A 26,303-nucleotide genomic window follows, 5' to 3' on the forward strand; every position below is an offset into this window, starting at 1 on the left:
TTATCTGGCCAATCGGCGGGGTGCGGGCTAGGTAGTGCGCGAACCCAAGACAAGAGGCCCCCCATGACCGAACTTTGCCCTGTGACCCTACACGATGCCGACGCCGCCGATCTGGCAGGCATGGCCGGGAAAATCGCCGTGTTTGTGAGTGCAGACGGGCAGCTGGATGCCGCCGGGCAGGCACTGGACGGGCTGACGGGCGGGGCGGTCACGCGGGCGGCGGGCAGTGCGCGGATGCAGAAGGCCGAGACCGGCGGCGTCGTGTCGTTGACCTACCCGTCCGGCATCGCGGCGGAGGCGGTTTTGCTGGTGAAGATGTCCACGCAGCCGTCGGCGGAGGATGCGCGAAAGGCCGGGGCGGCGCTGGCCAAGGCCAAGGGCGAGGTGGACCTGATGATGGCGGCGGGGGCCGTGCCGGTGGGCGATCTGGCGCTGGGGCTTTTGCTGCGCGATTACCACTATGCCGATCACAAGACGGAGACGCCCAAGGAGCGCGGCGCGATCACGCTGCTGGTCGGTGATACGGCCGCGGCGCAGACCGCGCTCGATGGTGCGCAGGCGGTGGCCGAAGGTGTGTTTTTCACCCGCGATCTGACCAATGCGCCCGCCAACGACCTGACCACCACCCGCTTTGCCGAGCGGCTCTCCGCGCTGTCCGAGATCGGACTGGAGGTGGAGGTGCTGGAGGAGGCGGATCTGGAAAAGCTGGGCATGGGCGCACTGCTCTGTGTGGGTCAGGGGTCCGACAGCCCGTCGAAGGTCGTCGTGATGCGCTGGACCGGCGGCGGTGATGAAGCCCCGTTTGCGCTGGTGGGCAAGGGTGTGGTGTTCGACACCGGGGGCATCAGCCTGAAACCCGGCGCGGGCATGTGGGACATGACGATGGACATGGGCGGCGCGGGCGTCGTGGCGGGCGTGATGAAGACGCTGGCGTTGCGCCGCGCGAAGGCCAATGTCGTGGGGATCGTCGGCATCGTGGAAAACATGCCGTCCGGCAACGCTGTGCGCCCCGGTGATGTGGTGACATCCATGAAGGGCGACACGATCGAGGTGCAGAACACCGATGCGGAGGGGCGGCTGGTGCTGGCGGATGTGCTTTGGTACGCGCAGGACCGGTTCAGCCCGCGCGGCATGGTCGATCTGGCCACGCTGACCGGCGCGATGGTCACGGCGCTGGGGCACGAGAACGCGGGCGTCTTCAGCAACGACGATGCGCTGTGCAACGCGCTGCTGACGGCGGCGGGGACCGAGGGCGAGGGCGCGTGGCGGATGCCGATGGGATCGGCCTATGACGCGCTGCTGAAATCCCGTGTGGCCGACATGAAGAACATCGGCGGCCGACCCGCGGGGTCGATCACCGCGGCGCAGTTTCTGCGGCGCTTCGTGAAGGACGACGTGCCCTGGTGCCATATCGACATCGCTGGCGTCGCCAGCCTGTCCAAGGAAAGTAATCTTGCACCCGGCGGGGCGACGGGCTGGGGCGTCATGGCGCTGAACCGGCTGATCTCGGACCGCTACGAGGGCTGAGATGGGGGCCGCGTATTTCTACCACCTGACCGACACGCCGCTGGAGGCGACGCTGCCGATGCTGCTGGAAAAATCGCGCGCGGCGGGCTGGCGGGTGCTGGTACGCGGGCAGGATGCGGCACTGCTGGAGCGGCTGGACACGGTGTTGTGGCAGGACGGGTTTCTGCCGCACGGGCTGGCGGGCGGGCCGCATGACGCCGATCAGCCGATCCTGCTGGGCCAGGACGTGCCGAGCGACGGTTTCGCCTGCCTGATGAGCGTGGCGGGCGGCGCGGTGCAGGCCGCAGAGGTCGCGGCGCTGGAGCGCACCTGCGTGCTCTTCGACGGCCATGACCCGGCGGCGCTCGACTTTGCGCGCGGCCAGTGGAAGACGCTGACGGATGCGGGTTGTGCTGCGCAATACTGGGCGCAGGACAGCGGGCGCTGGGTCAAGAAGGCCGAGAAATGATCTAGAACGCGAATTCCGCGTCGAAATCCTCTGGCAGTTCGGACGGCACGGTGCCGGCACAGGCGGCCAGACCGGCGATCAATATCAAGGAAAGGATGATCCGCATGGGGGGTCTCCGGCAGGGTCAGCGCGACAGTATCAGCCTGTCACCCTCGATCGCAATACGCTCGAACAGACCCAGGTAGGTCATGCCGAGGAGCGACATATCCATCTCGCCCGCGTTGACGACGGCACGCACCTGCGTGTCGATGATCGGGCCGAGGGCGACACTGTCGAGCCAGACATTCGCGGTGCGGGTGACGCCGTTGGCGGTGTTGGCGGTGCCCAGATAGGCGAGGTCCTCGGGGGCCAGCCCGACACGGCGGGCGTCCTCCTGCGTCAGCACGACCTGCGACGCGCCCGTGTCGACGATGAAGGGCACAGGCACGCCGTTCACGTCAAGCGTCAGATGGTAATGCCCGTCGGCGCGCCGGGGCACCTCGATGGCGCCGTCGGCGATCACCGATTGCCGCCCGGTCACGTCGCGCGACAGATCGCCCCAGAGGCCGATAGCGGCCACGACGCCGATGAAGATCAGCGCCCAGATGCTGGCCTGCTGTGCCATCTTGCCCATGTTCCCGCGATTGGACACGATGTAGGAGCCCGCGATGGCGGCCCCCAGAAGGCCGAGGAAGGCCAGATTTGCGATTTCGTCACCGTTCATGATGCAGATATAGGCACTATCGCCCGATCCCGAAAGACTGTGCGACACCGTCGAGAATGAATTGGATCGCCAGCGCCGCCAACAACATGCCCAGTAGCCGGGTCACGATGTTGATGCCGGTCTTGCCGAGCGCGCGCTCGATTCCCGTCCCGGCGAGGAAGGCCAGAAAGACCGTGAGCAGAACCGCAAAGAGCACGGCGATCAGGGCGGTGAAATCGGCCGCACCTTCGGCCTGTCCGGCCAGCAGGATGATCGTGGTGATCGCACCCGGGCCGACGATCAGCGGCAGGGCCAGCGGAAAGACGGACGGATCGTCATCGGGGTCGGCGATGCTTTCGCCCGCGTTGTCCGCGCGACGGGCCTGACGTTTCTGGAACAGCATTTCGAGGGCCGTCAGGAACAGCAGGATGCCGCCCGCGATGCGGAACGCGGGCATCGAGATGCCGATGAAGCCCAGCACCGCCTCGCCTAGAAACAGGAACACCAGCATCAGGATCGCGGATACGACGGTCGCGCGGATACCGATGGCCCGGCGCTGCGCGGGCGTCATGCCCTGTGTCAGCGCGATAAACAGCGGCACCAGCCCCGGCGGGTCGATGATGATGAAAAGCGTGGTGAAAGCGGCGATGAGGGCGGGGATTTCTGTCATGGCGTGACCTTAGATGGCGGGCGGCGAATTTTCGACGAAAATTCGGGGTCGCAAAAATTCGCGAATTTTTGGGGTGGCGGGATCAGGCGTTTTGCGCCTTCTCCAGCTTTTCGAGGGCCTGCATCCAAAGGGTTTCGGCGCGCCCCAGCGCCTCCATCACCTCGGCGTATTTCCTGTTCCAGGTCTCCAGCTCGCCTTTGCGCGAGTCCTCGTAAAGCGCCGGATCGGCGAGCTTCCTGGCCAGCTTGTCGCGCATGTCGTTGATCTTCGTCACGCGCTCCTCTGATTTGCGGGCGTCGGATTTCAGGGCAGCGATCTGGTCGCGGCTGGGTTTTGGCGCCTTGGGGGCGGGCGGCTTGTCTTTCGCTTTCGGCTTTTCCGGGGTCAGCAGCATCTGGCGATAGGTCGGCAGGTCTTCCTCGTAGGGCTTCACATGGCCGTCCTTCACCAGCCACAGCCGGTCGGCCACCATCGACAGCAGGTGCATGTCGTGGCTGACGAGAATCACGGCCCCGTTGTAGGCGGTCAGCGCCTCGACCAGCGCCTCGCGACTTTCGATATCGAGGTGGTTGGTCGGCTCGTCCAGGATCAGCAGATGCGGCGCGGGCAGGGTGGCCAGCAGCAGCGACAGGCGCGCCTTTTGCCCGCCCGACAGCCGCCCGACCTCCGTTTCCGCCTGTGCGGCCCCCAGACCGAAACCGGCCAGTCGCGCGCGCAGTTTCGCCTGCCCCTCTTCAGGCCGCTCGCGCAGCAGGTGTTGCAGCGGCGTTTCCTCGACCCGCAATTCCTCGACCTGATGCTGTGCAAAGAAACCGATGCGCAGTTTGTTCGACGCCTGCATCTTGCCGTGGGCGACTTCAAGTCTGCCGGACAACATCTTGGAAAGGGTCGATTTTCCTTCACCGTTGCGGCCCAGCAGCGCGATGCGGTCGTCCTGGTCGATGCGCAGGTTCAGATCGCGCAGCACGATGGTGTCGCCGTAGCCCACGGCGGCCCCTTCGGTCGCGATGATGGGGGGCGAAAGCTCCTCGGGGTTGGGGAAGGTGAAGACGGTGCGCGCGGCGTCTTCTGGCGCGCGGATGGTTTCCATCTTTTCCAGCATCTTCACGCGGGATTGGGCCTGTTTCGCTTTGGAGGCCTTGGCCTTGAACCGGTCGACGAAGGCTTGCAGATGTGCGCGCTTGGCGTCCTGCTTTTTCGCGGCGGAGGCCATCAGCGCGCGTTTCTCCGCCCGCTGCTTGGCGAACATATCGTAGGTGCCGGTGTAGTAGGTCAGCCCCTTGTCTTCGAGATGCAGGATACCCCCGACGGAGCGGTTCAGCAGTTCCCTGTCGTGGCTGACGATCAGCACCGTATGGGGGTACTTGACGAGGTAGTTTTCCAGCCACAACGCGCCCTCGAGATCGAGGTAGTTCGTCGGCTCGTCCAGCAACAGCAGATCGGGCTCGGAAAACAGGACCGCGGCAAGTGCCACGCGCATCCGCCAGCCGCCAGAGAAGGCGGAGCAGGGCATCTTCTGTTCCGCATCGGTGAAGCCCAGCCCCTTGAGGATCGAGGAGGCCCGCGCCTCTGCCGACCAGGCGTCGATGTCGGAAAGGCGGGTCTGGATGTCGGCGATACGGGTGGGGTCGGTCGCGGTTTCGGATTCGGCCAGCAGTGCCTCGCGCTCCACGTCAGCGCGCAGGACTGTGTCGATCAGCGACACCTCGTTGCCTGGCACCTCTTGGCTGACGCCGCCGATCTTCCAGCCCTTGGGGATTTCGATATTGCCGGTATCGAGATGAAGTTCACCGCGTATCATCTTGAACAGCGTCGTTTTTCCCGTGCCGTTGCGCCCCACGAGGCCGACCTTGTGGCCGGTGGGAATGGTGGCGGAGGTATGTTCGAGCAGCGAACGCCCTTCGACGGAATAGCTGAGGTCTGTGATGCGTAACATGAGGTGGGCTTTGCCTGATCGCAGGGGGGGCGTCAATCGCAGCTTTTCAAGGGGCCGGGGCCATGCTAGGGCGCGGCCAGAGTTTCACGGCGGGACCGCCCGCCCCAATATCCAAGAGGCCCGACATGGCAACGCAACGCACCTTTTCCATCATCAAACCCGACGCCACCAAGCGCAACCTGACCGGCAAGATCATCGCCAAGTTCGAGGAAGCCGGCCTGCGCATCATCGCGTCCAAGCGGATTCAGCTGACGCTGGCGCAGGCGCAGCAGTTCTACGGTGTGCACAAGGACCGTCCGTTCTTTGACGAGCTGTGCGAATTCATGATCTCCGAGCCGATCGTCGTGCAGGTTCTCGAAGGCGAGGACGCCATCGCCAAGAACCGTGAAGTCATGGGTGCAACGAACCCCGCCGACGCCGCCGAGGGCACGATCCGCAAGGAATTCGCGCTGTCCATCGGCGAAAACTCGGTCCACGGGTCCGACGCGCCGGAAACGGCTGCCGAAGAGATCGCGTTCTTCTTTTCCGGTCTCGAACTGGTCGGCTAACCGCCCGCTATTCGATCCGATCCAAGCCGTCGTGCCCCAGCGGGCGCGGCGGCTTTTTCGTGGCCAGATCCTTTTCCAGCAGATCGACGTTGCGGATGTTGGCCTTGAAGACCGCGTCGAAGAGATCGCCGATGATCGGGATCGTGCCGATGGCAGTATCGACCACGGTGTTGGCGGACATCCGCAGGAGCGTGTCGCGACTGGCCCCGAGCCGGTGTGCGCGGTGGATCGTCCAGACCTGAGGTGCCACGGTCGCCAGATCGCCGACGCCGGGGATCAGGCCAAGGATGCTGTCGAGACCGACGCTGAATTGCGTGCCGGGGATCGTGAACAACGTGTCCATGCGCTGTGCAAGGCGGCGCAGGCGGGCGATTTCGGGGTCTGTTTCGGGCGTGTCCATGATTTGCATATAGGGCGCGGCGCGCCGCATGTCAGGGATGGGTTCGATGTTGCGCCGGGCGGGTTTGCCGATAAGCTGGCGCAATGACGGATAATCGCACGACATTCAAAGAGGCCCCGCTGCGTGGCGAGGTCAGCTATACCGTCGGTGACGGCGCGGTGGCGCGGGACGCGGGTTGGCGCATGGCGTTCGCAGAGGTGACCGCCGCGATATATACTGTCACCGCCGTCAAGACGGGGATCAGCCGGGAGTTGACGCTCTATCGCGGTGATATGTCCGAGCGGATATTCTTTACCGGTGCCGTGCGGTCGGAGGACGATGAGGCGTTTCTGTCACTGATGCGGCAGATCGGTGCCGGGCTTGAGACGGCGCAACCGGGGTTCACGATTACGCGGGGGATGCGGCGCGGGGCGCTGCTGGGCATGTTCGGGGCCTGCGCGTTCGCGCTCGTTGTCGGCGCGGGGTTGATCGCGGCGATGGCAATTTCGGGGATGGGGCTGGACGAGATGACGGCCGTGGGATTGCCGTTGCTGGCACTGATCGCGCTTGGCGGTTGGGGGATATGGAAATTTCGCCCCAACCGGCCTCGGCCTGCGATCAAAGCGAAATATTTTCCAAAGGGTTAGCGGCCACTCCTCATGTAGCGTCGCGCACGCCGATCTGGTCGAGAAACTGTTCCAGTTCGGATTTTTCCGCATCGAAGGATTTGGCCTTGAGCGCGTCGAAAGATTTGCGCAGGGCCTTTTTCTCCTCGCCCTTGCAGTCGTTCCACGGGCGGCCTTGCAGGGCCATGTGCAGCACGTAGTAGCCGATGAAATGCGGGCGGTGGCCGTTTTCGAGCAGTTTGGCATAGGCGGCATCCGCGCCGAGAGCGTGCAGCTCCTCTGCCGTCGAGATGCCGACGCCTTGCAGCGCGGTGGCGAAGGCGGGGCCGATGTTGCGGATGCTCGTAAGGTCGCTCATGCCCGCAGATTAGCGTAGGTAAGAAAACCTGCAACAGCCCTGCTTGACGCCAAGGGCATCGCCTGACTTCGGGGAGGCGTGAAGCGCCTTCCCGGGGGGAAGTCAGGCGCTGCCCGGCGTGCCGCCGGGCGGGGGCTTGCTTGCAAGCGTGTCTCTTTTTCGGACTGTGGTATCACCCTGGGTGCGGAAGCCTGTGCAGGGGAAAAAGGGCCAGTGGGACGTCGCGGACCGTAGGGAGGGGACGGTCGGGCGGCGCACCCGCTGGCCTGCAACCACGCCATATTTGCGGAGTACGGGCGTGGGGTCGTTCTGTCTCTCGCTCAGATGCTCGCGTAGTCGGTAAACACGGCGGGTTTCGCCGGAGGGGTCGCGGCCTGCTTGGTGGGCTGCGGGACTGGTTTCGCGGGCGTCTGTTTTGTTTGCTTCGTCATAGGATTGCTCCTTGAACTGCCTGCTATCTGCGGATGACCCGCAACGCCTTCTGATGAGGCTTGGTTAATTTAGGCCCGCCAATTGGGCCGCCGGGGTGGCGGAAATGTGGCGGGAATAAGGCGGGGGAAAAGTGTGGCTTTATTGCCCTTTGGGGCCGCGCCGGGGCGGTGCGCCGCCCTGACCCTTACCGCCGGGCTTGCGCGGCTTGGCCTTGCCGCCGGGCGGCACGAAGCGTTTGGAGGTGTCGGCGGCATTGGCCTTGGGTTTGGCTGCGGGTTTGCCGGCCGGTTTCGCGGCGGACTTGCCGCCCGGTTTGCCCTTGAAGCCGTCGGATTTGCCTTTGTAACCGTCCGACTTGCCTTTGAAGGGTGCTTTGCCCTTGCCGGCGGGCTTGTCGTCGCGCTTGCCCTTGTAGGGCGGCTTGCCGGGTTTGGCCGTCACCGCGCCTTCGTGATCGCGGCGTTCGGGTTTGGCGAAACTGCTTTTGGTATGGCGCGATTTGCGTGGTGCGGGGTCGTCGGCAGCCCCGGCGATAGGGGCCACGTGTCCCTGCCGTGAAGGCGGCGGGGCTGACTGATCGCGCGGCTTGTCGTATTTCGGTTTTTCGGTGCGCGGCTTTTTATCATAGGGTTTCTTGTCGCCGCGCGGTTTGTCGTCATACATCCGTTTGGATGGACGCGGGCCGCGTTCGGAAATCTGCGGCGGGCCGTCGAGTGCGGTGAGTTTCGCCTGATTTTCAAGGCTCATGTCCGCACCCACGGATTTCAGGAAACCCGGCACGGCGGCTTCGGAAATCTCGACAAAGGTTTCGTTGGGCTGGATTCGGATCGCGCCGATTTCCTTTTTCGTGATGTCACCGGCCTTGCAGATCATCGGCAGGAGCCAGCGCGCCTCTGCCTTGCCCTCGCGGCCGATGTCGACGCTGAACCACTTGGACGGGCCGAAGGGCGCACGTTCCTTGCGCTCGCGCGGCTCGCGCGCGGGCGGCGGGGCGGATGGATCGACAAAGGTGAGGTCCTCGGGCGCGGAGTTCTTGCCTTGGAAGAGCCGCAGGTAGGCGGCGGCGATTTTCTCGGGCGCGTGTGCCGCCAGCAGGCGGTTGGCAAACGCCTGTTCGCTGTCGGTGAAATCCTCGGACCAGATCTCGTCGGTCAGCAGGCGTTCCTCGTCGCGGGCCTGCACCTCGTCCGCTGATGGCGGGGCGGCCCATGTGGCGGTCAGTTTGCCCCAGTTCAGCAGGTTTTCCGCGCGGCGGCGCATCTTGGGCGGCACGATCATCGTGGAGATGCCCTTGCGCCCGGCGCGGCCCGTGCGGCCCGAGCGGTGCAGCAGGGTTTCGGCGTTGGTGGGCAATTCGGCGTGGATCACCAGTTCCAGATTGGGCAGGTCGATGCCGCGGGCGGCCACATCGGTCGCGACACAGACGCGCGCGCGCCCGTCGCGCATCGCTTGCAGCGCGTGGGAGCGTTCGGTCTGCGAGAGTTCGCCCGACAGGGCCACGACGGAAAAGCCGCGGTTGGACAGACGGGTCGTCAGACGGGTGACCATGGCGCGGGTGTTGGCGAAGACGATGGCGTTGGGTGCCTCGTAATAGCGCAGCACGTTGATGATGGCGTTGTCGGCATCGTGCTGGGCCACGGTGAGGGCGCGGTATTCGATATCGGCGTGCTGGCTTTCCTTGGTGGTGGTGGCCACGCGCACGGCGTCTTTCTGGTAGGATTTCGCCAATTTGGCGATGGCGGCGGGCACGGTGGCCGAGAACATCAGGGTGCGGCGGTCGGCGGGGGCCTCGCCCAGGATAAACTCCAGATCCTCGCGGAAGCCCAGATCGAGCATCTCGTCCGCCTCGTCCAGCACCACGGCGCGGATGTCGGACATGTCGAGCGTGCCGCGCATGATGTGGTCGCGCAACCGGCCCGGTGTGGCCACGACCACATGCGCGCCGCGTTCCAGCGCGCGGCGTTCGTCGCGGAAATCCATACCGCCCACGGTCGATGCGATGGTGGCCCCGGCGATGCCGTAGAGCCACTGCAGTTCGCGTTTCACCTGCAAGGCCAGTTCGCGGGTCGGGGCCACGACAAGGGCGAGCGGGCGTCCGGCGGGGCCGAAATGGCCGTCGTCCGGCAGGATCGTGGGGCCGATGGCCAGGCCGAAGCCCACCGTTTTGCCCGATCCGGTCTGGGCGGAGACCAGCAGGTCCTGGCCTTGGAGGTCAGTGGCGGTGACGGCCTCCTGCACGGGGGTCAGGGTGTCGTAGCCTTGTTTGGCAAGGGCGTCGGCGAGGGTCTGTATCATGGTCACTTTCGGCGGCGGAACGTCAGGTGCGTCGCCTATGCCTGTTGCAGGCGGTTGTATAGGGGGAATCTGTCAGGCCGCGGCGGACACGCGCCGGTGCCAGCGCCAGTAGATGAAGAGGCCCGCGGCGAGGATCGCCAGCGGAATTATCGTCTGGGTCAACGGGATGCCGGTATCTGCGGCAGCACCGCCGTCGCCGGGGCCGGGGATGTCGGGGTTGAGGTCTGCCAGCAGCATCCCCGTCATGCCCATCACGTTCCAGAGCATGTGCAGGGCGATCGGCGCCCAGAGACGATTGGTTTGCAGATAGATCGCCGCCAGCGCCACACCGAGACATATCGCGTTGCCGACCTGAAACAGCGTGTTGACCAGCGACTGGCCGACCAGCGCGTTGCTGAGGTGAAACAAACCGAAGAGCAGCGCGCTGACCATCACGGCAGCCAGCGGGCCGAGCCGACTGCGTAACCCGTGCAGCAGGACGCCGCGGAACAGGGTTTCCTCGAACAGGGCGACGGCGGCGTTCAGCGCGATGATGTTCAGGAGCGGTTCAAGATAGTGGTCGGGCGGGTACCCCGAAACCAGCGCCAGCAGGAGCAGGGCGCAGACGGCGGCGGGAAACGCGGCCAGCCACAGCGCATGTTTGCGACCCGCCCGGTCGGCCGGTGCGGTCAGCCCGGTCTGACGGGTCCAGCCGATAGCCACGACGATCCCGACGAGCGCAAGCGCGAAGCACCATTCCAGCAGCGTGACGCCGACGGGCAGGGCATAGGTGATGACACCGGTGCCGCCGGTCGCGTCGCTTGGGCCGCGCAGTGCGAAGGGCAGCAGAAACGCACATTCGATCAGGGCAAGGATCAGCAGCGCCGTCGCCAGCGGCATCCGCGCCGCCCACAGGCGCAAAGCGGTCAGCCAGCGCGGTGTGCGGGCGCGTGCCCACGGCGTGTCATCCGGCACGACGCTGCATCCAGAGCCAGGGCGTGGGGGACGCGCGCCATTCCCAGAGCGCCAGCAGGCGGTCGATGTCCGACAGGGCCTCCATCCAGTCGGGCAGGGTGGCGCTGTCGACGTGCCGGTCCAGCCGGGTGATCCGGTGGCTTGCCGTAAAGCGGTCCGTCAGGCGGTCCGTCAGGCCGGGATGCATGCCCTCGTGAACCTCGACCAGGATATCGGCGCGGCGCAGCCCGCGCGCGCGGTCGGGGTCGAGCAGGGCGTCCTCGGCCCCTTCGATGTCGCAGACGATGGTGGTGCGCTGCGCGCGGCAGATGTCGAAATCGGCGTGGGTGAGCTTGCCGCCGATCCGCAGACGGCCCGCCACGCCGTTGGTTTCGGCCAGCCTTGCGCAGCGGGTCGTTGCCGTCTCGTCTGCGTCCCGCGCCCAGACGGTGGTGGCGGGCAGCCGCATGGCGAGGCCCACAGCATAGAAGCCTTCGGCACAGCCCACGTCGATGATGAGCGGCGGGGCGCTTGCGACGATATCCTCGATCACCGGATGCAGCGTCGCCTCATAGGTGCCCAGGAGCCGCGCGACCCGCGCCCCTTCTGAGGCGCGCACGTCATAGCGCATGCCCGCGAAAGGACCCGATTGCACGACCGCGCCGGACTGTTCCAGCAGCGTGTTTTCGAGCAGGTGCGAGCGCCATTTCGCAAGGTAGCGCAGGGCCGCCTCCAGTCGGGCTGGGGTCGGATCGCCGTCCAGCAGGCGCATGACCTCCGCCTTGGTCGCGAGCGACAGTTTGCTGGGCAGTTTAGCAGTCATCGCGCGGCGAACCAGGCGTCGATGCGGGTTTTCAGCGCGTCCCAGATCGCGGGTGCACCGCGCCGGACCTTTACGCCCACGCGAGTTTCAAGCTGGTCGGGGGTGACGGCGTATGTGATCCAGCTTGCCCCGCCCGATTCCAGGTTGCTGACGACGGGCTGCACGCGGTCGATAGATTTGGCGAATATCGCGTCGTCACTTTCGGCCGCCTCGAACTCGTCCCAGAGCGCGCGGAAATCCGCTGCCTGGTCGGTGGGCAGCAACCCGAAGATACGGGTTGCGGCGGCCTGTTCCACGGCGGCCTGTGCGGCGGTATCGCGGGCGGCGGTGGAGTGGATCGGCACGTCGCCCGCGTCGATCTCCACCAGATCGTGCAGCAGCAACATGCGGATCACCCGGTCCATATTGACGGGGCGGCCCGCGTGTTCCCCCATGACCAGCGCGTAAAGCGCGATGTGCCAGCTGTGTTCCGCGGAATTTTCCGAACGGCTGCCGTCGTGCAGTGTCGTGCCGCGGTCGACCGATTTCAGGCGGTCGACTTCGATCAGGAAATCAAGCTGTGCGGCGATACGGTCGTCGGGCATGGGTGGGATCCTTTGCGCGGCATCCCCTACCTAGGTCGCGGCGGCGGGCCTGTCGAGGTCGGGGCGCATCATGTTGCCGAAGAGATCGCCGAAGCCGTCCCAGGGGTAGAGGCCATGACAGGCGCTCAGGAACGCCTCGACGACGGCGGGTTCGTGCAGCGGGCTGTCGGGAAAACCAAGCGCCGCAGCCCCGTGATAATCGAAATGGCGGCGGTAGCGCGGCATCTGGTCGAACCCGGCCTTGACCCAAAGACCGGCGAGGATCGCATCCGGCATCGCGCGCACGAAAGCCACGATGTCGGACGTGACCAGCGGCTGGATCCTGTCGCCGGGTGCGGCGCGTTTCAGCGTCGTGGCCAGCAGCACGTGAGAGCCGTCGGGGGCGTGGGAGGCCTCCAGTATCTGCGCCACGCCGTGCCCGCCGTCGAGCAGCGGGATCAGCAGATAGTCGGCTTGATCGTAGGCGAGGGCCATGGCCGGTCAGTCGGTGGCTTTGTTCGCCGACTGGGCCGCGGCGACCTGCCGCTGGCTGGCCCGGTCGCGCAACAGGGCGCGGGCGCGGTTTTCGGCGCGGCGCACGCGCACGGCGGTCAGGTAGCCCTCGTGCAGGGACTGCGAGGACGCGCCCAGGATTTCGCCGACCTGGTCGATGATCTTTTCATCGCCGGACATTTCCGCCTCTGCCATGGCCTTTTCGGCCAGATCGTTGGCGACATCGTCGACATAGGCCATGGGTGTTACCTCGTGTTTTCGGTCAGGCGGCGACGGACGTAGGTTTTCACCGTGTCGATCATCGGGTCCATGTGCGGGTCTTCGAAGAAATGGCCGGCGCCCTCCATCTCGTCATGGGTGATGGTGATGCCCTTTTGCTCGTGCAGCTTGTTCACCAGCGACACGGTATCGGCAGGCGGGGCCACGCGGTCGTTAGCGCCGTTGATGATCAGACCCGAGGACGGGCAGGGCGCGAGGAAGGAGAAGTCGTACATATTGGCGGGCGGGCTGACGGAGATGAAACCGGTGATCTCGGGCCGCCGCATCAGCAGCTGCATCCCGATCCACGCACCGAAGGAAAACCCCGCGACCCAGCAGTGTTTCGCGTTGTTGTTCATCGACTGCAGGTAGTCGAGTGCCGAGGCCGCATCGGACAGTTCGCCGACGCCCTGATCGTATTCGCCCTGCGACCTGCCCACGCCGCGGAAGTTGAACCGCAGTACGGTGAAGCCCATCTGGTGAAAGGCGTAGTGCAGGTTATAGACGACCCGGTTGTTCATCGTGCCGCCGAACTGCGGATGCGGATGCAGCACGATGGCGATCGGCGCATCGCGGTCCTTTTGCGGGTGATAGCGCCCTTCGAGGCGCCCTTCGGGTCCGGGGAAAATGACTTCGGGCATCAGGGGTCCGTCTTGGCTGGCGGGGCCGGTGTGCCGGTCATTGTTGACAGAAACACTCAGGCACCTTAGAAAGATTCTAAACTTGGCGGCGATCCGCGCAAGAGGTGTCGCAGTGACCTAATCAGGACGCTGCCGAAGGTCAATGAATTTAAGGCGAAGGCCCGGGGGGCGGTCATCATGAAGCTGAGCACCAAGGGCCGATACGCGATGGTGGCGCTGGCCGATCTGGCGTTGCAGCCCGAAGGCGGGCTGGTCAACCTGACCGAGATTTCCAAACGGCAAGATATTTCGCTGGCCTATCTGGAACAGCTGTTCGTCAAGTTGCGGCGCGCGGGGCTGGTGGACTCGGTCCGCGGGCCGGGCGGCGGGTACCGTTTGGCGCAGCCTGCGGCCGATATTCGCGTCGTCGATATTCTGGGCGCGGTGGATGAAACCGTTTCGGCGATGCACAAAGGTGCGGGCGCGTCCGGTGCCGCATCGGGCAGCCGCGCGCAGTCGCTGACCAACCGGCTGTGGGAAGGGTTGAGCGCGCATGTCTACGTGTTCCTGCATCAGGCGCGGCTGTCGGATGTGGTGGACAACGGCCTGGCCCCGTGCCCGGCGGTGCCGGCATTGTTCGAGGTGGTCGATGAGTAGCGGGCGCACGATTATTCGGCGAATAATCGGGGTGGGGGCGCTGCCCCCGGCCTGCGGCCTCCCCCGGAGTATTTCCGGCAAGGTGATACGGGGTGTGCTGTGAGCCGGGTCTATCTGGATCATAACGCCACGAGCCCTTTGCGGGCGGAGGCGCGCGACGCGATGATCGCGGCGATGGATGTGGCGGGCAATCCGTCGTCGGTCCATGCCGAGGGGCGCGCGGCGACCGGTATCGTGGAGCGCGCGCGGGCGCAGGTGGCCGCGGCTGTCGGCTGCCAGCCTGTCGAGGTGGTCTTTACCAGCGGTGCGACCGAGGCGGCATCGGTGCTGGACGGAATGCCCGGGGCCGTGATCGTGCCGGAGACGGCGCATGACGCGCTTTGGGCGCGACGGCGGGACGGTGCGGATGCCGGTGCGGTGCTGGCGATGGGGCTGGCCAATTCGGAGACGGGGATCGTGACGCCCGCGCCGGAGCAGGTGGACGGGCTGTGGCCCTACGGAGCGGCGCGCGCCGATCGGCTGTTGCTGGATGTCACACAGGCGGTGGGGCGCATCCCCTTTGCCTTCGGCTGGTCGGGTGCCGATTTCGCGGTGCTGTCGGCGCATAAGTTCGGCGGGCCGAAGGGGGTCGGCGCGCTGATCGTGCGCGACGGGCTGGAGATCGCCGCATTGCAGGCCGGCGGCGGGCAGGAGGTCGGGCGGCGCTCGGGCACGCAGAACGTGATCGGGATCGCCGGGATGGGGGCCGCGGCGCAGGCCGCACAGCGCGATCTGGAGGCCGGTGTCTGGGACCGGGTTGCAGACCTTAGAAATATTCTAGAAAAGGCGGTTGAGAGTGCCGCCTCCGATACTATTTTCGTGGGACGGGATGCCGTGCGGCTGCCCAACACCAGCTGTTTCATCAGCCCGGGCTGGAAGGGCGAGACGCAGGTGATGGCGATGGACCTTGCGGGCTTCGCCGTTTCCGCCGGGTCGGCCTGTTCCAGCGGCAAGGTCCGTGCCAGCCGGGTGCTGCAGGCGCTGGGGTACGACGACGATGCGGCGCGCTGTGCTGTGCGCGTGTCGCTGGGGCCGCGGACGACCGAAGACGAGATATTGCGCTTTGCCGACAGTTGGGCGAGCAAGCGCGCGAAAAGACTGAGTGCGGCCTGACAGCCGCGCCGTAACCGAGAGGAAGACGCTTTGGATCAGATGGATGTCAAGGACGGTGTGGATCAGGAAACGGTGGATGCCGTCTCCGCCCTGTCGGGAAACTACAAATACGGCTGGGAAACCGAGATCGAGATGGATTACGCCCCCAAGGGCGTGAACCCTGATATCGTGCGGCTGATTTCCTCCAAGAACGAAGAGCCGGAATGGATGACCGAATGGCGCTTGTCCGCGTTCCAGCGGTGGGAGCAGATCGAGGAACCGACCTGGGCGATGGTGTCCTATCCCGACATCGACTTTCAAGATATCTATTATTATGCCCGCCCCAAGAGCATGGAGGAAAAGCCCAAGTCGCTGGACGAGGTCGACCCCAAGCTGCTGGCGACCTACGACAAGCTGGGCATTCCGCTGAAGGAGCAGGCGATCCTGGCCGGGGTCGAGGGGGCAGAGAGCGCCCCCGCCGAGGGCCGCAAGGTCGCCGTGGACGCGGTGTTCGACAGTGTCTCGGTGGGCACGACGTTCCAAAAGGAGTTGAAAAAGGCAGGCGTGATCTTCTGCTCGATTTCCGAAGCGATCCGCGATCACCCGGAATTGGTGAAGAAATATCTGGGCACGGTCGTGCCGCCTTCTGACAACTTTTACGCCACACTGAACTCCGCCGTGTTTTCGGATGGATCGTTCGTCTACGTGCCGCCCGGCGTGCGCTGCCCGATGGAGTTGTCGACCTATTTCCGCATCAACGCCGAAAACACCGGCCAGTTCGAACGCACGCTGATCATCGCCGACAAGGGGTCATATGTATCCTACCTTGAAGGCTGCACGGCGCCCAAGCGCGACACGGCGCAGCTTCATGCCGCCGTGGTCGAGATCATCGTGGAGGAAGACGCGGAGGTGAAATATTCCACCGTGCAGAACTGGTATCCGGGCGACGCGGACGGCAAGGGCGGCATCTACAACTTCGTCACCAAGCGCGCCGATTGCCGGGGCGACCGGGCCAAGGTGATGTGGACGCAGGTCGAAACCGGGTCGGCCGTGACGTGGAAGTATCCAAGCTGCATCCTGCGTGGCGACGATTCACAGGGCGAGTTCTATTCCATCGCCATCGCCAACAACCATCAGCAGGCCGACACCGGCACCAAGATGGTGCATCTGGGCAAGAACACCAAGAGCCGGATCGTGTCCAAGGGGATTTCGGCTGGCGTGGCGCAGAACACCTATCGTGGTCTTGTGTCGATGCACCCCAAGGCCAAGGACAGCCGCAACTATACCCAGTGCGACAGCCTGCTGATCGGCGACAAATGCGGTGCACATACGGTGCCCTACATCGAGGTGCGCAACAATTCGTCCCGGGTGGAGCACGAGGCCACGACGTCGAAGATCGACGACGACCAGATGTTCTATTGCCGCAGCCGCGGCATGGACGAGGAAGAGGCCGTCGCACTGATCGTCAACGGGTTCGCCAAGGAGGTTCTGCAGGCGCTGCCGATGGAATTCGCCATGGAGGCACAGGCGCTGGTGGCGATCAGCCTTGAAGGTTCTGTGGGCTGAGGATGGCGATCTGGGGTATCTCACTGGCGATTGCACTTCTTGCGGGTGTTTTCTGCGCCGTGCTGTCGGTGATCATCGCGGCACTGCTGCCGGCGTTCGAACGCTATCAGGTGTCGATTGCCGCGCCGTTGTCAGGGTTCGGCGGGTCCGAGTTTGCACTGGGGGCGATCCGGCGCGGGGACGACACATGATGCCGACGCGAGATGTTATTCTTCCTGTGGTTGTCACGCGCGCGCCAGAATTCTGCCGCACTGTTCTGCGATCCCTGTCCGGTATCTTCCGGCAGGAGCGCGTGATACCTCATGCAATCGAACCATCAGATGGATGCCTTCAACGCCCGCATCAAGCGGATCAACAATCCGCGCAACACGTTTTACGTGGATGCCGAGACGGGCATGAAAATTCCCAAGCGGCTGTCCAAGGACGCGATCGCGCGCAATGGCAAGCCGCCGCCGTCGGTTCTGGGGCTGGTTTTCGCGATGCTGCTGGGTGCGCTGGCGCTGATGGGCGCGCGGCTGATGCGTTATACCGTTCTCGACATGCCGCAGACCAACGACACCACGCTGATGGTGGAACTGGCGATTGCCGGGATCGCGGCATTCGTGCTGGGCGGCATCCTGGGGCAGAAATCACTGCGTCACATGGTGGCGCATCTGGCGGGGGCCGCCGTGATGGCCGTGGCCATGCACAATCTGGTCTGGATGTTTCCCGCGGAATTCGCGGCCTATTATTCCCGGCTTTACGTCGAACACGTGCAGGCGCATACGGCACCGTTGTCGATCTATCTGCGCGGCGAAATCTACACCATCTGACACCGGCAGCATTTGCCATGACATTCACCGCGCGGGCCCGGCCCGACGCGGCCAACCGCGTTTGAAGACGGGCACGTCCCGAAGGAGAAAACATGCTTGAGATCAAGAACCTGGCCGTCAAACTTGAAGAAGAGGACAAGCAGATCCTCAAGGGTGTCGACCTGACGGTCGGCGCTGGTGAGGTCCATGCGATCATGGGGCCGAACGGGTCGGGCAAATCGACCCTGTCCTACGTGCTGTCCGGCAAGGACGGTTACGAGGTCACCGAGGGGTCGGCGGCGCTGGAAGGTGCCGACCTGCTGGACATGGACCCCGAGGAACGTGCCGCTGCCGGTCTGTTTCTGGCGTTCCAGTATCCGGTGGAGATTCCCGGTGTGGGCAACATGACGTTCCTGCGCACGGCGGTGAACGCGCAGCGCAAGCAGCGCGGCGAGGCGGAAATGTCGGCCGCCGATTTCCTTAAGGAAATCCGCGCCAAGGCCAAGGAACTGAAGATCGACGCCGACATGCTCAAGCGGCCGGTGAACGTGGGCTTTTCCGGCGGCGAGAAGAAGCGCAACGAGATTTTGCAGATGGCGATGCTGGCGCCCAAGATGTGCGTGCTGGACGAGACGGATTCGGGTCTTGACGTCGACGCGATGAAGCTGGTGTCCGAAGGCGTGAACGCGCTGCGGTCCGAAGGGCGGTCGTTTCTGGTGATCACCCACTATCAGCGCCTGCTCGATCACATCAAACCTGACGTCGTGCATATCATGGCAGACGGCCGGATCGTGAAATCGGGCGGGCCGGAACTGGCGCTGGAGATCGAGAACAACGGCTACGCCGACATTCTGTCCGAGGTGGCCTGATGGGCGTGCGCAAACAGAACCCGGAGATCGTGGCGGCCCGGCTTGCGGGGCTGACGATGCCCGAAGGTGCCGGCTGGGCGACGGAGGCGCGGCGCGCGGCGCGCGACCGCGTGACGGCCATGGGGCTGCCGACCAAGCGCGATGAATACTGGCGCTATACCGACCCGACGACGCTGACGGCACAGGATGCACCGCAGGCGGCGCTGTTCCACAACGACGAGGGTCCGCTGTTCGACGCGGTCGACAGGGTGAAGATCGTCTTTGTCGACGGTGTCTTCGACGCGGCACAGTCCGATGACCCGCAGGCCGCCGGTCTGGTGATCGAGCGGCTGGCCGACGTGATGGCGCGCGATATTCACTGGGCCAAGGACCTTTACGGGAAACTTGAGACCGACGGGCAGGACCCTGTCGCCCGCCCGCTTGCCGCACTGAACACCGCATTCGCCACCGACGGCGTGGTGATCCACGCGACGGGCAAGGCGGGGAAGCCTGTCAACCTGGTCTATCTGCATCAGGACGAGACGTCGGATGCGATCCTGCACAGTCTGGTCAAGGTGGATGCCGGTGCCGAGATGACGCTGCTTGAAACCGGCCCGGCGGCGGCGCGGTTTTCCAACGTGCTGGAGGTCGATGTGGCGCAGGGCGGCACGTTCCACCATGTCCGCGCGCAGGGCCGCGACCACGAGCGGCGCGCGGTGACCCACTGCTTTGCCCGCGTCGCAAAGGAGGCGGCGTTCAAATCCTTCACGCTGACTTTCAACGGGGTGCTGACGCGCAACGAATGTGTGATCGACATCACCGGCGACGATGCCGCGGCGCATGTGGCGGGGGCCTGTGTCGGCGACGGCCGCGATTTTCACCACGACGACACGGTTTTCGTCACCCATGACGCGGTGAACTGTGAAAGCCGGCAGGTGTTCAAGAAGGTGCTGCGCAACGGGGCCACGGGGGTGTTCCAAGGCAAGATTCTAGTCAAGAAAGACGCGCAGAAAACCGACGGCTACCAGATCAGCCAGTCGCTTCTGCTCGATGACGACAGCCAGTTTCTGGCCAAGCCCGAGCTTGAAATCTACGCCGATGACGTGGCCTGTTCGCACGGGTCGACTTCGGGCGCGATCGACGCGGAGGCGCTGTTCTACCTGCGTTCGCGCGGGGTGCCGGAAAAGCAGGCGACCGACATGCTGACGCTGGCGTTTCTGGCCGAGGCGCTGGAGGAGGTCGCGGACGAGGCATTGGCCGACGACCTGCTGGCGCGTCTGGAAAGCTGGCTGGGCCGCCACGGCTGATGGCGGTCACGAGCGACATCGTGCGCACCTGGCGCGGCCCCGCGCCGGTAATCCGCAAGCTGCTGGCCGCCGGTCAGCGCGAAGACCGCGCCATCGCCTACCTGATGGTCGGCTGCCTGCTTGTGTTCGTCGCGCAGTGGCCGCGGCTGGCGCGCCTGTCGGCAGGGTTCGACCTGCCACCGGGGGCGGAACCGCCCGACCTGCAGCGCGAGATGACCTATGCGCTCTTCGCCTGGCTGATGATCGCGCCGCTGGGCATGTATGTGATCGCGGGCTTCAGCCATATCGTCGCGCGGGCTTTGGGCGGCAGGGGCACGTGGTACACGGCGCGGATCGCGTTGTTCTGGTCGTTTCTGGCGACCGCACCTGTGCTGCTGCTTTGGGGTCTGACGGCGGGGTTCGTCGGGCAGGGTCCCGCACTGACGCTGGTCGGCATCGTCTGGGTCGTGGCCTTTGGAGCGATCTGGGCGATCAGCCTGTGGACGGCGGAGCAAGCCGATGTCGTTTGATCTGGCAACCCTGCTGCGGCTGATCGGGGAAACGATACGTGACCCGGCGGGCATCGCGCGCCGCATCGTGGCGCTGCGCATCCCGCATGCTGCAAGCTGGATGGCGCTTGCCGCCGCGATCATACTGATGATCGTGACAGTGCATGGCGGCGCGGCGCTGACCGGGGTTGGGGCGCAGTCGGTCCTGTTTCGCGCCGGTCCATTCATGGATGCGATCGTCGTGGGGGCGGGGACGGCAGTTCTTGTTTTCATCTACTATTCGGCTGGGCGGTCGTTTGGCGGCACCGGCAGTTTCGGGGCGACACTGGCGCTGATGGCGTGGCTGCAGACCGTGACGCTTGCGATTTCGGTGGCCCAGATGCTGGCCCTGCTGGTGATGCCGCCGCTCGCGATGTTCGTCAGTCTGGCGGGCGTCATCATTCAGGTGATGTGCCTTCTGCATTTCCTCAACGTGCTGCACGGGTTCGACAACCTGTGGAAGGCTGCTGGGCTTGTGCTGGTGTCGATCCTTGGGCTGGCCTTCGGGTTGGCCGTGATCGTGGTTCTGATCGGCGGTGTCGCCGTGGCCGGAGGGGTGTGAAACCGTGTACGACTTGAACAAAATCCGCGCCGATTTCCCGATTCTGCATCGGCAGGTGAACGGCAAGCCGCTGGTCTATCTCGATAACGGCGCGTCGGCGCAAAAGCCGCAGGTGGTGATCGACGCGGTGACGCGCGCCTATGCGGACGAATACGCCAACGTGCACCGTGGGCTGCATTTTCTGTCCAATCTGGCGACCGACAAATACGAAAGCGTGCGCGGCACCGTCGCGCGTTTCATCGGTGCGGCGTCAGAGGACGACATCATCCTCAATTCCGGCACGACCGAGGGGATCAACATGGTCGCCTATGGCTGGGCCATGCCGCGGTTGCAGGCGGGTGACGAGATCGTGCTGTCGATCATGGAACACCACGCCAATATCGTGCCCTGGCATTTTCTGCGCGAGCGGCAGGGTGTGGTCATCAAGTGGGTCGATGTGGACGCCAACGGCGATCTGGACCCGCAGGCTGTGATCGACGCCATCGGACCAAAGACAAAACTGGTTGCGGTCACGCATATGTCGAACGTCTTGGGCACTGTCGTGGACGTGCAGGCGATCTGCGCGGGCGCGCGTGCGAAGGGCGTGCCGGTGCTGGTGGACGGGTCGCAATCGGCGGTCCACATGCCGGTGAACGTGGCAAAGATCGGCTGCGATTTCTTCGCGATCACGGGGCATAAGCTCTATGGCCCGAGCGGATCGGGCGCGATTTATGTGGCACCCGCCCGGATGGCCGAGATGCGCCCGTTTCTGGGCGGCGGCGACATGATCCGCGAGGTGACGCGCGACGCCGTCACCTACAACGATCCGCCGATGAAGTTCGAGGCGGGCACGCCCGGCATCGTGCAGACGATCGGCATGGGTGTGGCGCTGAACTACCTGATGGATACGGGGATGGAGGCGATTGCCGCGCATGAGCAGGGCCTGCGCGACTATGCCCGCGACCGGCTGGACGGGCTGAACTGGTTGCAGGTGCAGGGCAAGTCGGCGACCAAGGGCGCGATCTTCTCCTTCACGCTGGACGGGGCGGCGCATGCGCATGACATCTCGACCGTGCTGGACAAGAAGGGGGTGGCGGTGCGCGCGGGCACACATTGCGCCATGCCGTTGATGGACCACATGGGCGTAGGAGCGACCTGCCGCGCATCGTTCGGGATGTACAACACGACCGACGAGGTCGATGCGCTGGTCGATGCGCTGGAACTCTGCCACGACCTGTTTGCCTGAGGGCATTTTCGCGTTGCGGGGCAGGGATGCGCTGCGTATATCACTCCTGACGGTCCGTTAGCTCAGCTGGATAGAGCGCTGCCCTCCGAAGGCAGAGGCCAGAGGTTCGAATCCTCTACGGACCGCCACCTTCATTCACTTCTGATTTGCCATTTCAGTGAAGACTGATGCGCAGGATTTGCTTTCGGACTGCGCCGGGCCTATCTTTCTGATATCACTTTCCCGGATGGAGAGGGCAATGACGCATCAAGAGCAATCCCTTTCAGACGACAAGATGCGCGCCGAGATCGCGAAGCTGCTGGCTGAAACGCGTCAGATCGGTGTGAACACTTTTCTGGCGCCCGCCTTGGCCGCGGCAGCGTTGATGGGTGCGACGGCAGCAGTGGTGAAGCTGCTCTTCTAAGCCTCTTCGGGCATTGATGGGTATGACGTTTACTCCAGCCCCTTGATCAGCGCCGCCTCGAACGGTTTCACGCTGTAGCGTGCGGCGGGGCCGAAGCTGTCAAGATCATCGGCAAGCTGCGGGAATAGCGCCAGGATTTCGGCGCGGGTGTCCTCTGCCATCGCACCGAGGCCCTGACGACCGGGATGGAAGCTCTCGGACGGGATACCGTCGGCCATCACGATCTGGTGGTCGTCGAACAGGATGTGGATGTAGTCGACCGTACCGCCTGGCGCGGGGCGGATCGTCTGGTCGTTGACGAGGTGTTTGGCCGGGATCAGCACCTCGTTCACCCCGCAGATCATGTCGCAACGCCAGTCGGACACCAGCATCCGATGCTGGGGCGACACGCGAGTTTCGCGGATATTGCCGAAGGCTCCGGGCGCGAAACGGATGGGTGCCAGCGCGCCGGTTGCAGGCACGGTGGTGCGACCGATCCAGCGCACTGGCTGCAAGCCGTGATCGAGTGTATAGACAAGGTCGCCCACGGACAGCGTCTCGATCGCGCGCGCGCCCTGCGCCGTGATAATCCGGGTGCCGGGGGTGAAGCAGGTGACGCTTTCGATGTTGCGAAACTGCGTGCTGCCGATTTCCTGGCCGGTGGCATCGAGGTAGATCACGCGACCGTATTCCGTGCTCGGATCGTCCATCAGGTATTCCACGCGGAACGGCCCACCGATGATGCGCAGCACGTCGATATCTGCACCGTCCGCATCCTCGCCGCCGTTGACGACCATCACATCGGCACCGTGGGCCAGCGTGATCAGGTCGTCGCCGGTTTCGCTGAATATCTTGCCGACAGTGGCACGCGCGCCCACGGTGACGGTATCGTCGTCCTTGCCGGTGTAGAGGCTGCCCGGCACCTGCGCGTTGCCGTCGATTGTGACAGCATCGGCGCCTTCCATCGTGTAGATGTTGCCATCCACCCGCGAAGTGCCTGCGATGATCACGGTATCGCCGCCGTCGCCGGTGTAGAGCGACCCGATCAACGCACCGCTGGTCTGGGTGTAGGCGTCGTCGCCCGCGCCGAGCGCAACGTCCTCGGCGATCACGGGGCCGCCACGGACGGTCACGGAGTCGTCGCCTGCGAAGGTCTGCACGGCGCTTTGAATGTTCAGCGCGACGAGGTCGAAGGTATCGTCGTCCGGAGTGCCGGTGATGTCGTCGCTGTCGGTGAGGCTGCGTGCCTGTGCGAGAAACGGATCGTCCTGAAGGCTGTCGATATCCGTGTTGCGCAGGACGATCGTTTGCAGGGAGTTGTCGCGGACCTCTGCGATAATCGCCTCGCCCAATGCGGGGTCGAGTTCGCCGAAGGTGTCATCGGCGGCGCGGGTGCGGGCGAACTGGTCGGCAATGATATGGGTGAAGGTCGGACCGAACTGGGTGCCGTCGATCGGGTCCTCGGACAGGCCGCCGGTCCAGAGATCGACGTCGTGCACGGTCGGGAAGACCGCAGCGAGGGCGGCCTGTTGCGCGGGATCGGCGGTGATGACGCTGAAATCGGTGGGGTCGACCGTCGCGGGGTCGATGTCGCCCGGCAGGGCGGCGCGTGTGTCGATGTAGGATTGTAGCCCGTGATCCTGCCCGCGCAGCAGGTTCAGCCCGACGAGGCTGAAACCCGACAGCCCACCCGGCGTCTGCAGAAAGAAATTCAGGTCGTCGATGACCTTCGTGTCCGCCTCCTGCGCGTGGCTGGCGGCCTGACCGCGCAGGATCGCGTCGATGCCGTAATCCTTAATGATATCAGGGTTGAAAAAGGCGTTCCTGATGTCGAGATCGCCACCTTCGGCGGTGCTGCCATCCTCGTTCTGGCGCTCCAGCGTGGAGGACACCATCGTATGGCCAAAGCGGAAGGCGGCGGTTGAGAACTCGACAGATACTTGGCCGTCCACCGCCGGATCATGGCCGGTATCCGGGCCGGTGGCGTCGCCGACCAGATGCGGCAGCCATTCCTCGTAAGTGACCTTTTGCAGGGTGAATTCGGTGATCTGGCGCGCGCCGTCGAAAAGCTGTTCGTCGGTCCAGTCGGGGTGTTCTTCGGCGAGCCGTTCGGCCCAGTAATTGTGTTCGCGCGCCATCAGCGTGTGTACGGAACTCAGCGCAGGGTTCTCGTTCGCGCGCACGTCACCGGCCAGGAAGACCGGATCGTCCGATGTGATGTCCCCGGCCATGAAGCTGTCGGGATCGGCTTTGGGCATCAGGCCCTGGTCGGACCATTTATCCTCGCCCATGCGCAGCTTGCCGCCTTCGAAGCTCCGCAGATCGTCGGTGCGCGCGGCGCTGCTGCCGTAAATCTGGCTGCCGTCGATTTGCCACGTGATCGCGTTGACCGGCAGGCGGGGGCTGTCGATGCCGGTGCCGGTGCCGTCGGCCACTTCAGAGCGTTCGAGCGGGGCGACGAGGCCGGGTGCGGCGATGACCTCTGCATGGTTTTCGGGCGACAGGCTGAGGTCGTGATCGAGGAATTGTCCCCAGGCCACGAAGAGGTTGCTCAGCCCTCCCGCGTTGGGGATGTCACCGTCCTGATCGAAGAGCTGCGTCGAGACGATGACCGGGTCGACGCCGCCGAACGGCGTGCCCAGCCCGTCGCCATAGCGGGCGTCGGTCAGGCGGATCAGGGCAGGGCGGTCGGATAACAGTGGCATCGGGGGCTGACACGTCGGGAACTGGTATGCCGATGTGATAGCGGAAGGTCACGAGGCCGTGATAGCCCCCGGCGCACAAAAAACGGCGCCATTACAGCGCCGTTCGAAACAATGGGACAAATTGTGCGGGATTACCGGTTGCGTGTCGATCAACCGCCCCAGCTGCGTACCGGACCGCAATCCATGTGCACGAAGTTGGAGCCGGAGTAGCGCCCGACGCCACCGGCGCGGCAGGAGGCCGCGGCGCGGGCCATTTGCGCGGTGGAGCGGCTTTGCAGGCGCAGGTCTGCGGCCTGGCCGACCATGTGCAGCGAGCGGCGCGCCACGCCGGAAGACCGGCTGCGCAGCATCGCGTTGGTTTCCGGCGAGCGGTAGCCGGACAGCAGCATGTAGGGTTCGTTCACGTCGAGGAGGCGCAGGGACGCGGCCATGATGTCGATGGTGCGCGTATCCATCTGGATCGCGGAGCCGGTGCGCCAGTCGCGCATGAACAGGTTCACCTCGCGAATCGCTTCGGCGATGTAGTCGCCCTCGATCCAGTAGATCGTGTCCAGACGCTCGCCGGTGCGGCCCGAATACATGCGGATCCGGCGCACATCGCCGCCACCGCGCAGAAATCCGGCTGCGTTGGAGAATGTCGGTGCCGCTGCTACTGCTGTGGCCGCGAACGCACCAAGAAGTCCACGCCGGGTCATGCCCGAAGAGTTTTTTGCTGTCATGTTATCTGCGCCTGTCCCGTCGCTCGATATAGTGGCGATTTGTCATCGCCGGTTGCCATCTGTCCCCCAGATGCTGCGCGTTTTATGGCACATCACGATTCGTCGACCAAGGGTTGTTTAGCGCGTTATTGATTAACAAAGCACTTGTCGGCAACTTTTTGCGCAGTTGTGCGTTGCGGGGCACGCCTAGGCCGGGCCGGAAAGCGTGTTTTCGTGCAACAGGCGGCTTTTGGCGGGCATTCTCCGCATTTTGTGAATGGACGTTGGTGTCG

30 protein-coding genes and 1 tRNA gene are annotated in these 26,303 nt (G+C 64.8%); 16 read left to right on the top strand and 15 right to left on the bottom strand.

What is annotated here, in order from left to right; translation table 11 throughout:
• Positions 1 to 63 precede the first annotated feature (63 nt).
• Entirely contained in the window at positions 64 to 1,527 is a 1,464-nt protein-coding gene (locus AC04PH_RS08405; protein WP_483065293.1) for a leucyl aminopeptidase, read from the top strand.
• 1 nt (position 1,528) lies between these two features.
• Positions 1,529 to 1,975: a DNA polymerase III subunit chi gene (locus tag AC04PH_RS08410; RefSeq protein ID WP_483065294.1), complete on the top strand. Its 447-nt coding sequence runs from the start codon at positions 1,529 to 1,531 to the stop codon at positions 1,973 to 1,975.
• A gap of 1 nt (position 1,976) precedes the next feature.
• Here the strand turns inward: AC04PH_RS08410 and AC04PH_RS08415 are convergent, their stop codons facing one another.
• The 4 genes from AC04PH_RS08415 to AC04PH_RS08430 form a co-directional block, all read right to left on the bottom strand.
• Positions 1,977 to 2,081 carry a DNA polymerase III subunit chi gene (locus AC04PH_RS08415; protein ID WP_483065295.1) on the bottom strand — a complete coding sequence of 35 codons (105 nt, stop codon included), beginning with the start codon at positions 2,079 to 2,081 and terminating at the stop codon, positions 1,977 to 1,979.
• An 18-nt stretch (positions 2,082 to 2,099) separates the two neighbouring features.
• On the bottom strand, positions 2,100 to 2,726 hold the full coding sequence (locus AC04PH_RS08420) for a retropepsin-like aspartic protease family protein (RefSeq protein WP_483065296.1): 627 nt from the start codon (positions 2,724 to 2,726) through the stop codon (positions 2,100 to 2,102).
• Positions 2,695 to 3,327 (bottom strand): MarC family protein, encoded by a 633-nt coding sequence (locus AC04PH_RS08425; protein WP_483065297.1) that lies wholly within the window; start codon positions 3,325 to 3,327, stop codon positions 2,695 to 2,697. The genes AC04PH_RS08420 and AC04PH_RS08425 overlap by 32 nt, the downstream gene beginning before the upstream one ends.
• An 82-nt stretch (positions 3,328 to 3,409) precedes the next feature.
• Positions 3,410 to 5,263 carry an ABC-F family ATP-binding cassette domain-containing protein gene (locus tag AC04PH_RS08430; RefSeq protein ID WP_483065298.1) on the bottom strand — a complete coding sequence of 618 codons (1,854 nt, stop codon included), beginning with the start codon at positions 5,261 to 5,263 and terminating at the stop codon, positions 3,410 to 3,412.
• 125 nt (positions 5,264 to 5,388) lie between these two features.
• Between AC04PH_RS08430 and ndk the strand changes: the two genes are divergently transcribed.
• Entirely contained in the window at positions 5,389 to 5,811 is a 423-nt protein-coding gene (gene ndk, locus AC04PH_RS08435) for a nucleoside-diphosphate kinase (protein ID WP_483065299.1), read from the top strand.
• Between the two features lie 7 nt (positions 5,812 to 5,818).
• On the opposite strand, the gene AC04PH_RS08440 is transcribed toward ndk, so the two are convergent.
• Positions 5,819 to 6,316, bottom strand: a complete 498-nt coding sequence (locus AC04PH_RS08440) for a DUF4112 domain-containing protein (RefSeq protein ID WP_483065300.1) — start codon at positions 6,314 to 6,316, stop codon at positions 5,819 to 5,821.
• On the opposite strand from AC04PH_RS08440, the gene AC04PH_RS08445 reads away from it, so the two are divergent.
• On the top strand, positions 6,295 to 6,837 hold the full coding sequence (locus tag AC04PH_RS08445) for a hypothetical protein (protein WP_483065301.1): 543 nt from the start codon (positions 6,295 to 6,297) through the stop codon (positions 6,835 to 6,837). The two genes, AC04PH_RS08440 and AC04PH_RS08445, sit on opposite strands and share 22 nt — an antisense overlap.
• 10 nt (positions 6,838 to 6,847) lie before the next feature.
• On the opposite strand, the gene AC04PH_RS08450 is transcribed toward AC04PH_RS08445, so the two are convergent.
• From AC04PH_RS08450 to AC04PH_RS08485, 8 genes are all read right to left on the bottom strand, one after another.
• Positions 6,848 to 7,174: a TfoX/Sxy family DNA transformation protein gene (locus tag AC04PH_RS08450; protein ID WP_483065302.1), complete on the bottom strand. Its 327-nt coding sequence runs from the start codon at positions 7,172 to 7,174 to the stop codon at positions 6,848 to 6,850.
• Positions 7,175 to 7,744: 570 nt separating this feature from the next.
• On the bottom strand, positions 7,745 to 9,901 hold the full coding sequence (locus AC04PH_RS08455; protein WP_483065303.1) for a DEAD/DEAH box helicase: 2,157 nt from the start codon (positions 9,899 to 9,901) through the stop codon (positions 7,745 to 7,747).
• Positions 9,902 to 9,973: 72 nt separating this feature from the next.
• A complete protein-coding gene (locus AC04PH_RS08460; protein WP_483065304.1) occupies positions 9,974 to 10,855 on the bottom strand; it encodes a CPBP family intramembrane glutamic endopeptidase in 882 nt (293 codons plus the stop codon).
• Positions 10,845 to 11,657 carry a hypothetical protein gene (locus AC04PH_RS08465; RefSeq protein ID WP_483065305.1) on the bottom strand — a complete coding sequence of 271 codons (813 nt, stop codon included), beginning with the start codon at positions 11,655 to 11,657 and terminating at the stop codon, positions 10,845 to 10,847. The genes AC04PH_RS08460 and AC04PH_RS08465 overlap by 11 nt, the downstream gene beginning before the upstream one ends.
• Complete coding sequence (locus tag AC04PH_RS08470) at positions 11,654 to 12,241, bottom strand: HD domain-containing protein (protein ID WP_483065306.1); 588 nt, start codon at positions 12,239 to 12,241, stop codon at positions 11,654 to 11,656. The genes AC04PH_RS08465 and AC04PH_RS08470 overlap by 4 nt, the downstream gene beginning before the upstream one ends.
• Positions 12,242 to 12,271: 30 nt before the next feature.
• Entirely contained in the window at positions 12,272 to 12,715 is a 444-nt protein-coding gene (locus tag AC04PH_RS08475; RefSeq protein ID WP_483065307.1) for a hypothetical protein, read from the bottom strand.
• 6 nt (positions 12,716 to 12,721) lie between these two features.
• A complete protein-coding gene (locus tag AC04PH_RS08480) occupies positions 12,722 to 12,973 on the bottom strand; it encodes a hypothetical protein (protein WP_483065308.1) in 252 nt (83 codons plus the stop codon).
• 5 nt (positions 12,974 to 12,978) lie between these two features.
• On the bottom strand, positions 12,979 to 13,632 hold the full coding sequence (locus AC04PH_RS08485) for an alpha/beta hydrolase (RefSeq protein ID WP_483065309.1): 654 nt from the start codon (positions 13,630 to 13,632) through the stop codon (positions 12,979 to 12,981).
• 177 nt (positions 13,633 to 13,809) lie between these two features.
• Here AC04PH_RS08485 and iscR point away from each other — a divergent pair, with 177 nt between their 5' ends.
• The 12 genes from iscR to AC04PH_RS08545 all read left to right on the top strand — a co-directional run bounded on the left by iscR (position 13,810) and on the right by AC04PH_RS08545 (position 22,628).
• On the top strand, positions 13,810 to 14,268 hold the full coding sequence (gene iscR, locus AC04PH_RS08490; RefSeq protein ID WP_483065310.1) for a Fe-S cluster assembly transcriptional regulator IscR: 459 nt from the start codon (positions 13,810 to 13,812) through the stop codon (positions 14,266 to 14,268).
• Positions 14,269 to 14,367: 99 nt separating this feature from the next.
• Entirely contained in the window at positions 14,368 to 15,420 is a 1,053-nt protein-coding gene (locus tag AC04PH_RS08495) for a cysteine desulfurase family protein (RefSeq protein ID WP_483065311.1), read from the top strand.
• A 39-nt stretch (positions 15,421 to 15,459) separates the two neighbouring features.
• Positions 15,460 to 16,965, top strand: a complete 1,506-nt coding sequence (sufB, locus tag AC04PH_RS08500) for a Fe-S cluster assembly protein SufB (protein ID WP_483066174.1) — start codon at positions 15,460 to 15,462, stop codon at positions 16,963 to 16,965.
• Positions 16,966 to 16,967: 2 nt separating this feature from the next.
• Positions 16,968 to 17,156, top strand: a complete 189-nt coding sequence (locus AC04PH_RS08505; protein ID WP_483065312.1) for a hypothetical protein — start codon at positions 16,968 to 16,970, stop codon at positions 17,154 to 17,156.
• 111 nt (positions 17,157 to 17,267) lie between these two features.
• A complete protein-coding gene (locus tag AC04PH_RS08510; protein WP_483065313.1) occupies positions 17,268 to 17,777 on the top strand; it encodes a hypothetical protein in 510 nt (169 codons plus the stop codon).
• Between the two features lie 92 nt (positions 17,778 to 17,869).
• Positions 17,870 to 18,625, top strand: coding sequence for a Fe-S cluster assembly ATPase SufC (gene sufC / locus AC04PH_RS08515; RefSeq protein WP_483065314.1), 756 nt, complete (start codon positions 17,870 to 17,872; stop codon positions 18,623 to 18,625).
• Positions 18,625 to 19,911, top strand: a complete 1,287-nt coding sequence (locus AC04PH_RS08520; RefSeq protein ID WP_483065315.1) for a SufB/SufD family protein — start codon at positions 18,625 to 18,627, stop codon at positions 19,909 to 19,911. Before sufC ends, AC04PH_RS08520 begins: the two co-directional genes overlap by 1 nt.
• The gene (locus AC04PH_RS08525) at positions 19,911 to 20,420 is read left to right on the top strand and encodes a hypothetical protein (RefSeq protein WP_483065316.1); all 510 of its coding nucleotides are present in this window, start codon (positions 19,911 to 19,913) and stop codon (positions 20,418 to 20,420) included. The genes AC04PH_RS08520 and AC04PH_RS08525 overlap by 1 nt, the downstream gene beginning before the upstream one ends.
• Positions 20,410 to 21,000, top strand: coding sequence for a Yip1 family protein (locus tag AC04PH_RS08530; protein WP_483065317.1), 591 nt, complete (start codon positions 20,410 to 20,412; stop codon positions 20,998 to 21,000). Before AC04PH_RS08525 ends, AC04PH_RS08530 begins: the two co-directional genes overlap by 11 nt.
• Positions 21,001 to 21,004: 4 nt before the next feature.
• The gene (locus AC04PH_RS08535) at positions 21,005 to 22,225 is read left to right on the top strand and encodes a cysteine desulfurase (protein WP_483065318.1); all 1,221 of its coding nucleotides are present in this window, start codon (positions 21,005 to 21,007) and stop codon (positions 22,223 to 22,225) included.
• Positions 22,226 to 22,276: 51 nt separating this feature from the next.
• A tRNA-Arg gene (locus tag AC04PH_RS08540) sits at positions 22,277 to 22,353 on the top strand.
• Between the two features lie 110 nt (positions 22,354 to 22,463).
• Positions 22,464 to 22,628 (top strand): hypothetical protein, encoded by a 165-nt coding sequence (locus AC04PH_RS08545; RefSeq protein WP_483065319.1) that lies wholly within the window; start codon positions 22,464 to 22,466, stop codon positions 22,626 to 22,628.
• Positions 22,629 to 22,657: 29 nt separating this feature from the next.
• On the opposite strand, the gene AC04PH_RS08550 is transcribed toward AC04PH_RS08545, so the two are convergent.
• Together AC04PH_RS08550 and mepK are read right to left on the bottom strand one after the other, a co-directional pair.
• Positions 22,658 to 25,312, bottom strand: coding sequence for a peroxidase family protein (locus AC04PH_RS08550; RefSeq protein ID WP_483065320.1), 2,655 nt, complete (start codon positions 25,310 to 25,312; stop codon positions 22,658 to 22,660).
• Positions 25,313 to 25,461: 149 nt separating this feature from the next.
• Positions 25,462 to 26,031, bottom strand: coding sequence for a peptidoglycan L,D-endopeptidase MepK (gene mepK / locus AC04PH_RS08555; RefSeq protein WP_483065321.1), 570 nt, complete (start codon positions 26,029 to 26,031; stop codon positions 25,462 to 25,464).
• Positions 26,032 to 26,303 lie beyond the last annotated feature (272 nt).

The sequence above is a fragment of the Yoonia sp. KMU-150 genome (assembly GCF_056858355.1).

Excerpts from the sequence above, each read along its gene's own strand:
- AC04PH_RS08430 (WP_483065298.1), bottom strand. The coding sequence starts at position 5,263 with ATGTTACGCATCACAGACCTCAGCTATTCCGTCGAAGGGCGTTCGCTG.
- AC04PH_RS08465 (WP_483065305.1), bottom strand. The coding sequence starts at position 11,657 with ATGACTGCTAAACTGCCCAGCAAACTGTCGCTCGCGACCAAGGCGGAG.
- mepK (WP_483065321.1), bottom strand. The coding sequence starts at position 26,031 with ATGACAGCAAAAAACTCTTCGGGCATGACCCGGCGTGGACTTCTTGGT.
- AC04PH_RS08475 (WP_483065307.1), bottom strand. The coding sequence starts at position 12,715 with ATGGCCCTCGCCTACGATCAAGCCGACTATCTGCTGATCCCGCTGCTC.
- AC04PH_RS08410 (WP_483065294.1), top strand. The coding sequence starts at position 1,529 with ATGGGGGCCGCGTATTTCTACCACCTGACCGACACGCCGCTGGAGGCG.
- AC04PH_RS08550 (WP_483065320.1), bottom strand. The coding sequence starts at position 25,312 with ATGCCACTGTTATCCGACCGCCCTGCCCTGATCCGCCTGACCGACGCC.
- AC04PH_RS08525 (WP_483065316.1), top strand. The coding sequence starts at position 19,911 with ATGGCGGTCACGAGCGACATCGTGCGCACCTGGCGCGGCCCCGCGCCG.
- ndk (WP_483065299.1), top strand. The coding sequence starts at position 5,389 with ATGGCAACGCAACGCACCTTTTCCATCATCAAACCCGACGCCACCAAG.
- sufC (WP_483065314.1), top strand. The coding sequence starts at position 17,870 with ATGCTTGAGATCAAGAACCTGGCCGTCAAACTTGAAGAAGAGGACAAG.
- AC04PH_RS08545 (WP_483065319.1), top strand. The coding sequence starts at position 22,464 with ATGACGCATCAAGAGCAATCCCTTTCAGACGACAAGATGCGCGCCGAG.
- AC04PH_RS08520 (WP_483065315.1), top strand. The coding sequence starts at position 18,625 with ATGGGCGTGCGCAAACAGAACCCGGAGATCGTGGCGGCCCGGCTTGCG.
- sufB (WP_483066174.1), top strand. The coding sequence starts at position 15,460 with ATGGATGTCAAGGACGGTGTGGATCAGGAAACGGTGGATGCCGTCTCC.
- AC04PH_RS08470 (WP_483065306.1), bottom strand. The coding sequence starts at position 12,241 with ATGCCCGACGACCGTATCGCCGCACAGCTTGATTTCCTGATCGAAGTC.
- AC04PH_RS08445 (WP_483065301.1), top strand. The coding sequence starts at position 6,295 with ATGACGGATAATCGCACGACATTCAAAGAGGCCCCGCTGCGTGGCGAG.
- AC04PH_RS08425 (WP_483065297.1), bottom strand. The coding sequence starts at position 3,327 with ATGACAGAAATCCCCGCCCTCATCGCCGCTTTCACCACGCTTTTCATC.
- AC04PH_RS08480 (WP_483065308.1), bottom strand. The coding sequence starts at position 12,973 with ATGGCCTATGTCGACGATGTCGCCAACGATCTGGCCGAAAAGGCCATG.
- AC04PH_RS08505 (WP_483065312.1), top strand. The coding sequence starts at position 16,968 with ATGGCGATCTGGGGTATCTCACTGGCGATTGCACTTCTTGCGGGTGTT.
- AC04PH_RS08450 (WP_483065302.1), bottom strand. The coding sequence starts at position 7,174 with ATGAGCGACCTTACGAGCATCCGCAACATCGGCCCCGCCTTCGCCACC.
- AC04PH_RS08405 (WP_483065293.1), top strand. The coding sequence starts at position 64 with ATGACCGAACTTTGCCCTGTGACCCTACACGATGCCGACGCCGCCGAT.
- AC04PH_RS08455 (WP_483065303.1), bottom strand. The coding sequence starts at position 9,901 with ATGATACAGACCCTCGCCGACGCCCTTGCCAAACAAGGCTACGACACC.
- AC04PH_RS08530 (WP_483065317.1), top strand. The coding sequence starts at position 20,410 with ATGTCGTTTGATCTGGCAACCCTGCTGCGGCTGATCGGGGAAACGATA.
- AC04PH_RS08485 (WP_483065309.1), bottom strand. The coding sequence starts at position 13,632 with ATGCCCGAAGTCATTTTCCCCGGACCCGAAGGGCGCCTCGAAGGGCGC.
- iscR (WP_483065310.1), top strand. The coding sequence starts at position 13,810 with ATGAAGCTGAGCACCAAGGGCCGATACGCGATGGTGGCGCTGGCCGAT.
- AC04PH_RS08510 (WP_483065313.1), top strand. The coding sequence starts at position 17,268 with ATGCAATCGAACCATCAGATGGATGCCTTCAACGCCCGCATCAAGCGG.
- AC04PH_RS08415 (WP_483065295.1), bottom strand. The coding sequence starts at position 2,081 with ATGCGGATCATCCTTTCCTTGATATTGATCGCCGGTCTGGCCGCCTGT.
- AC04PH_RS08440 (WP_483065300.1), bottom strand. The coding sequence starts at position 6,316 with ATGTCGTGCGATTATCCGTCATTGCGCCAGCTTATCGGCAAACCCGCC.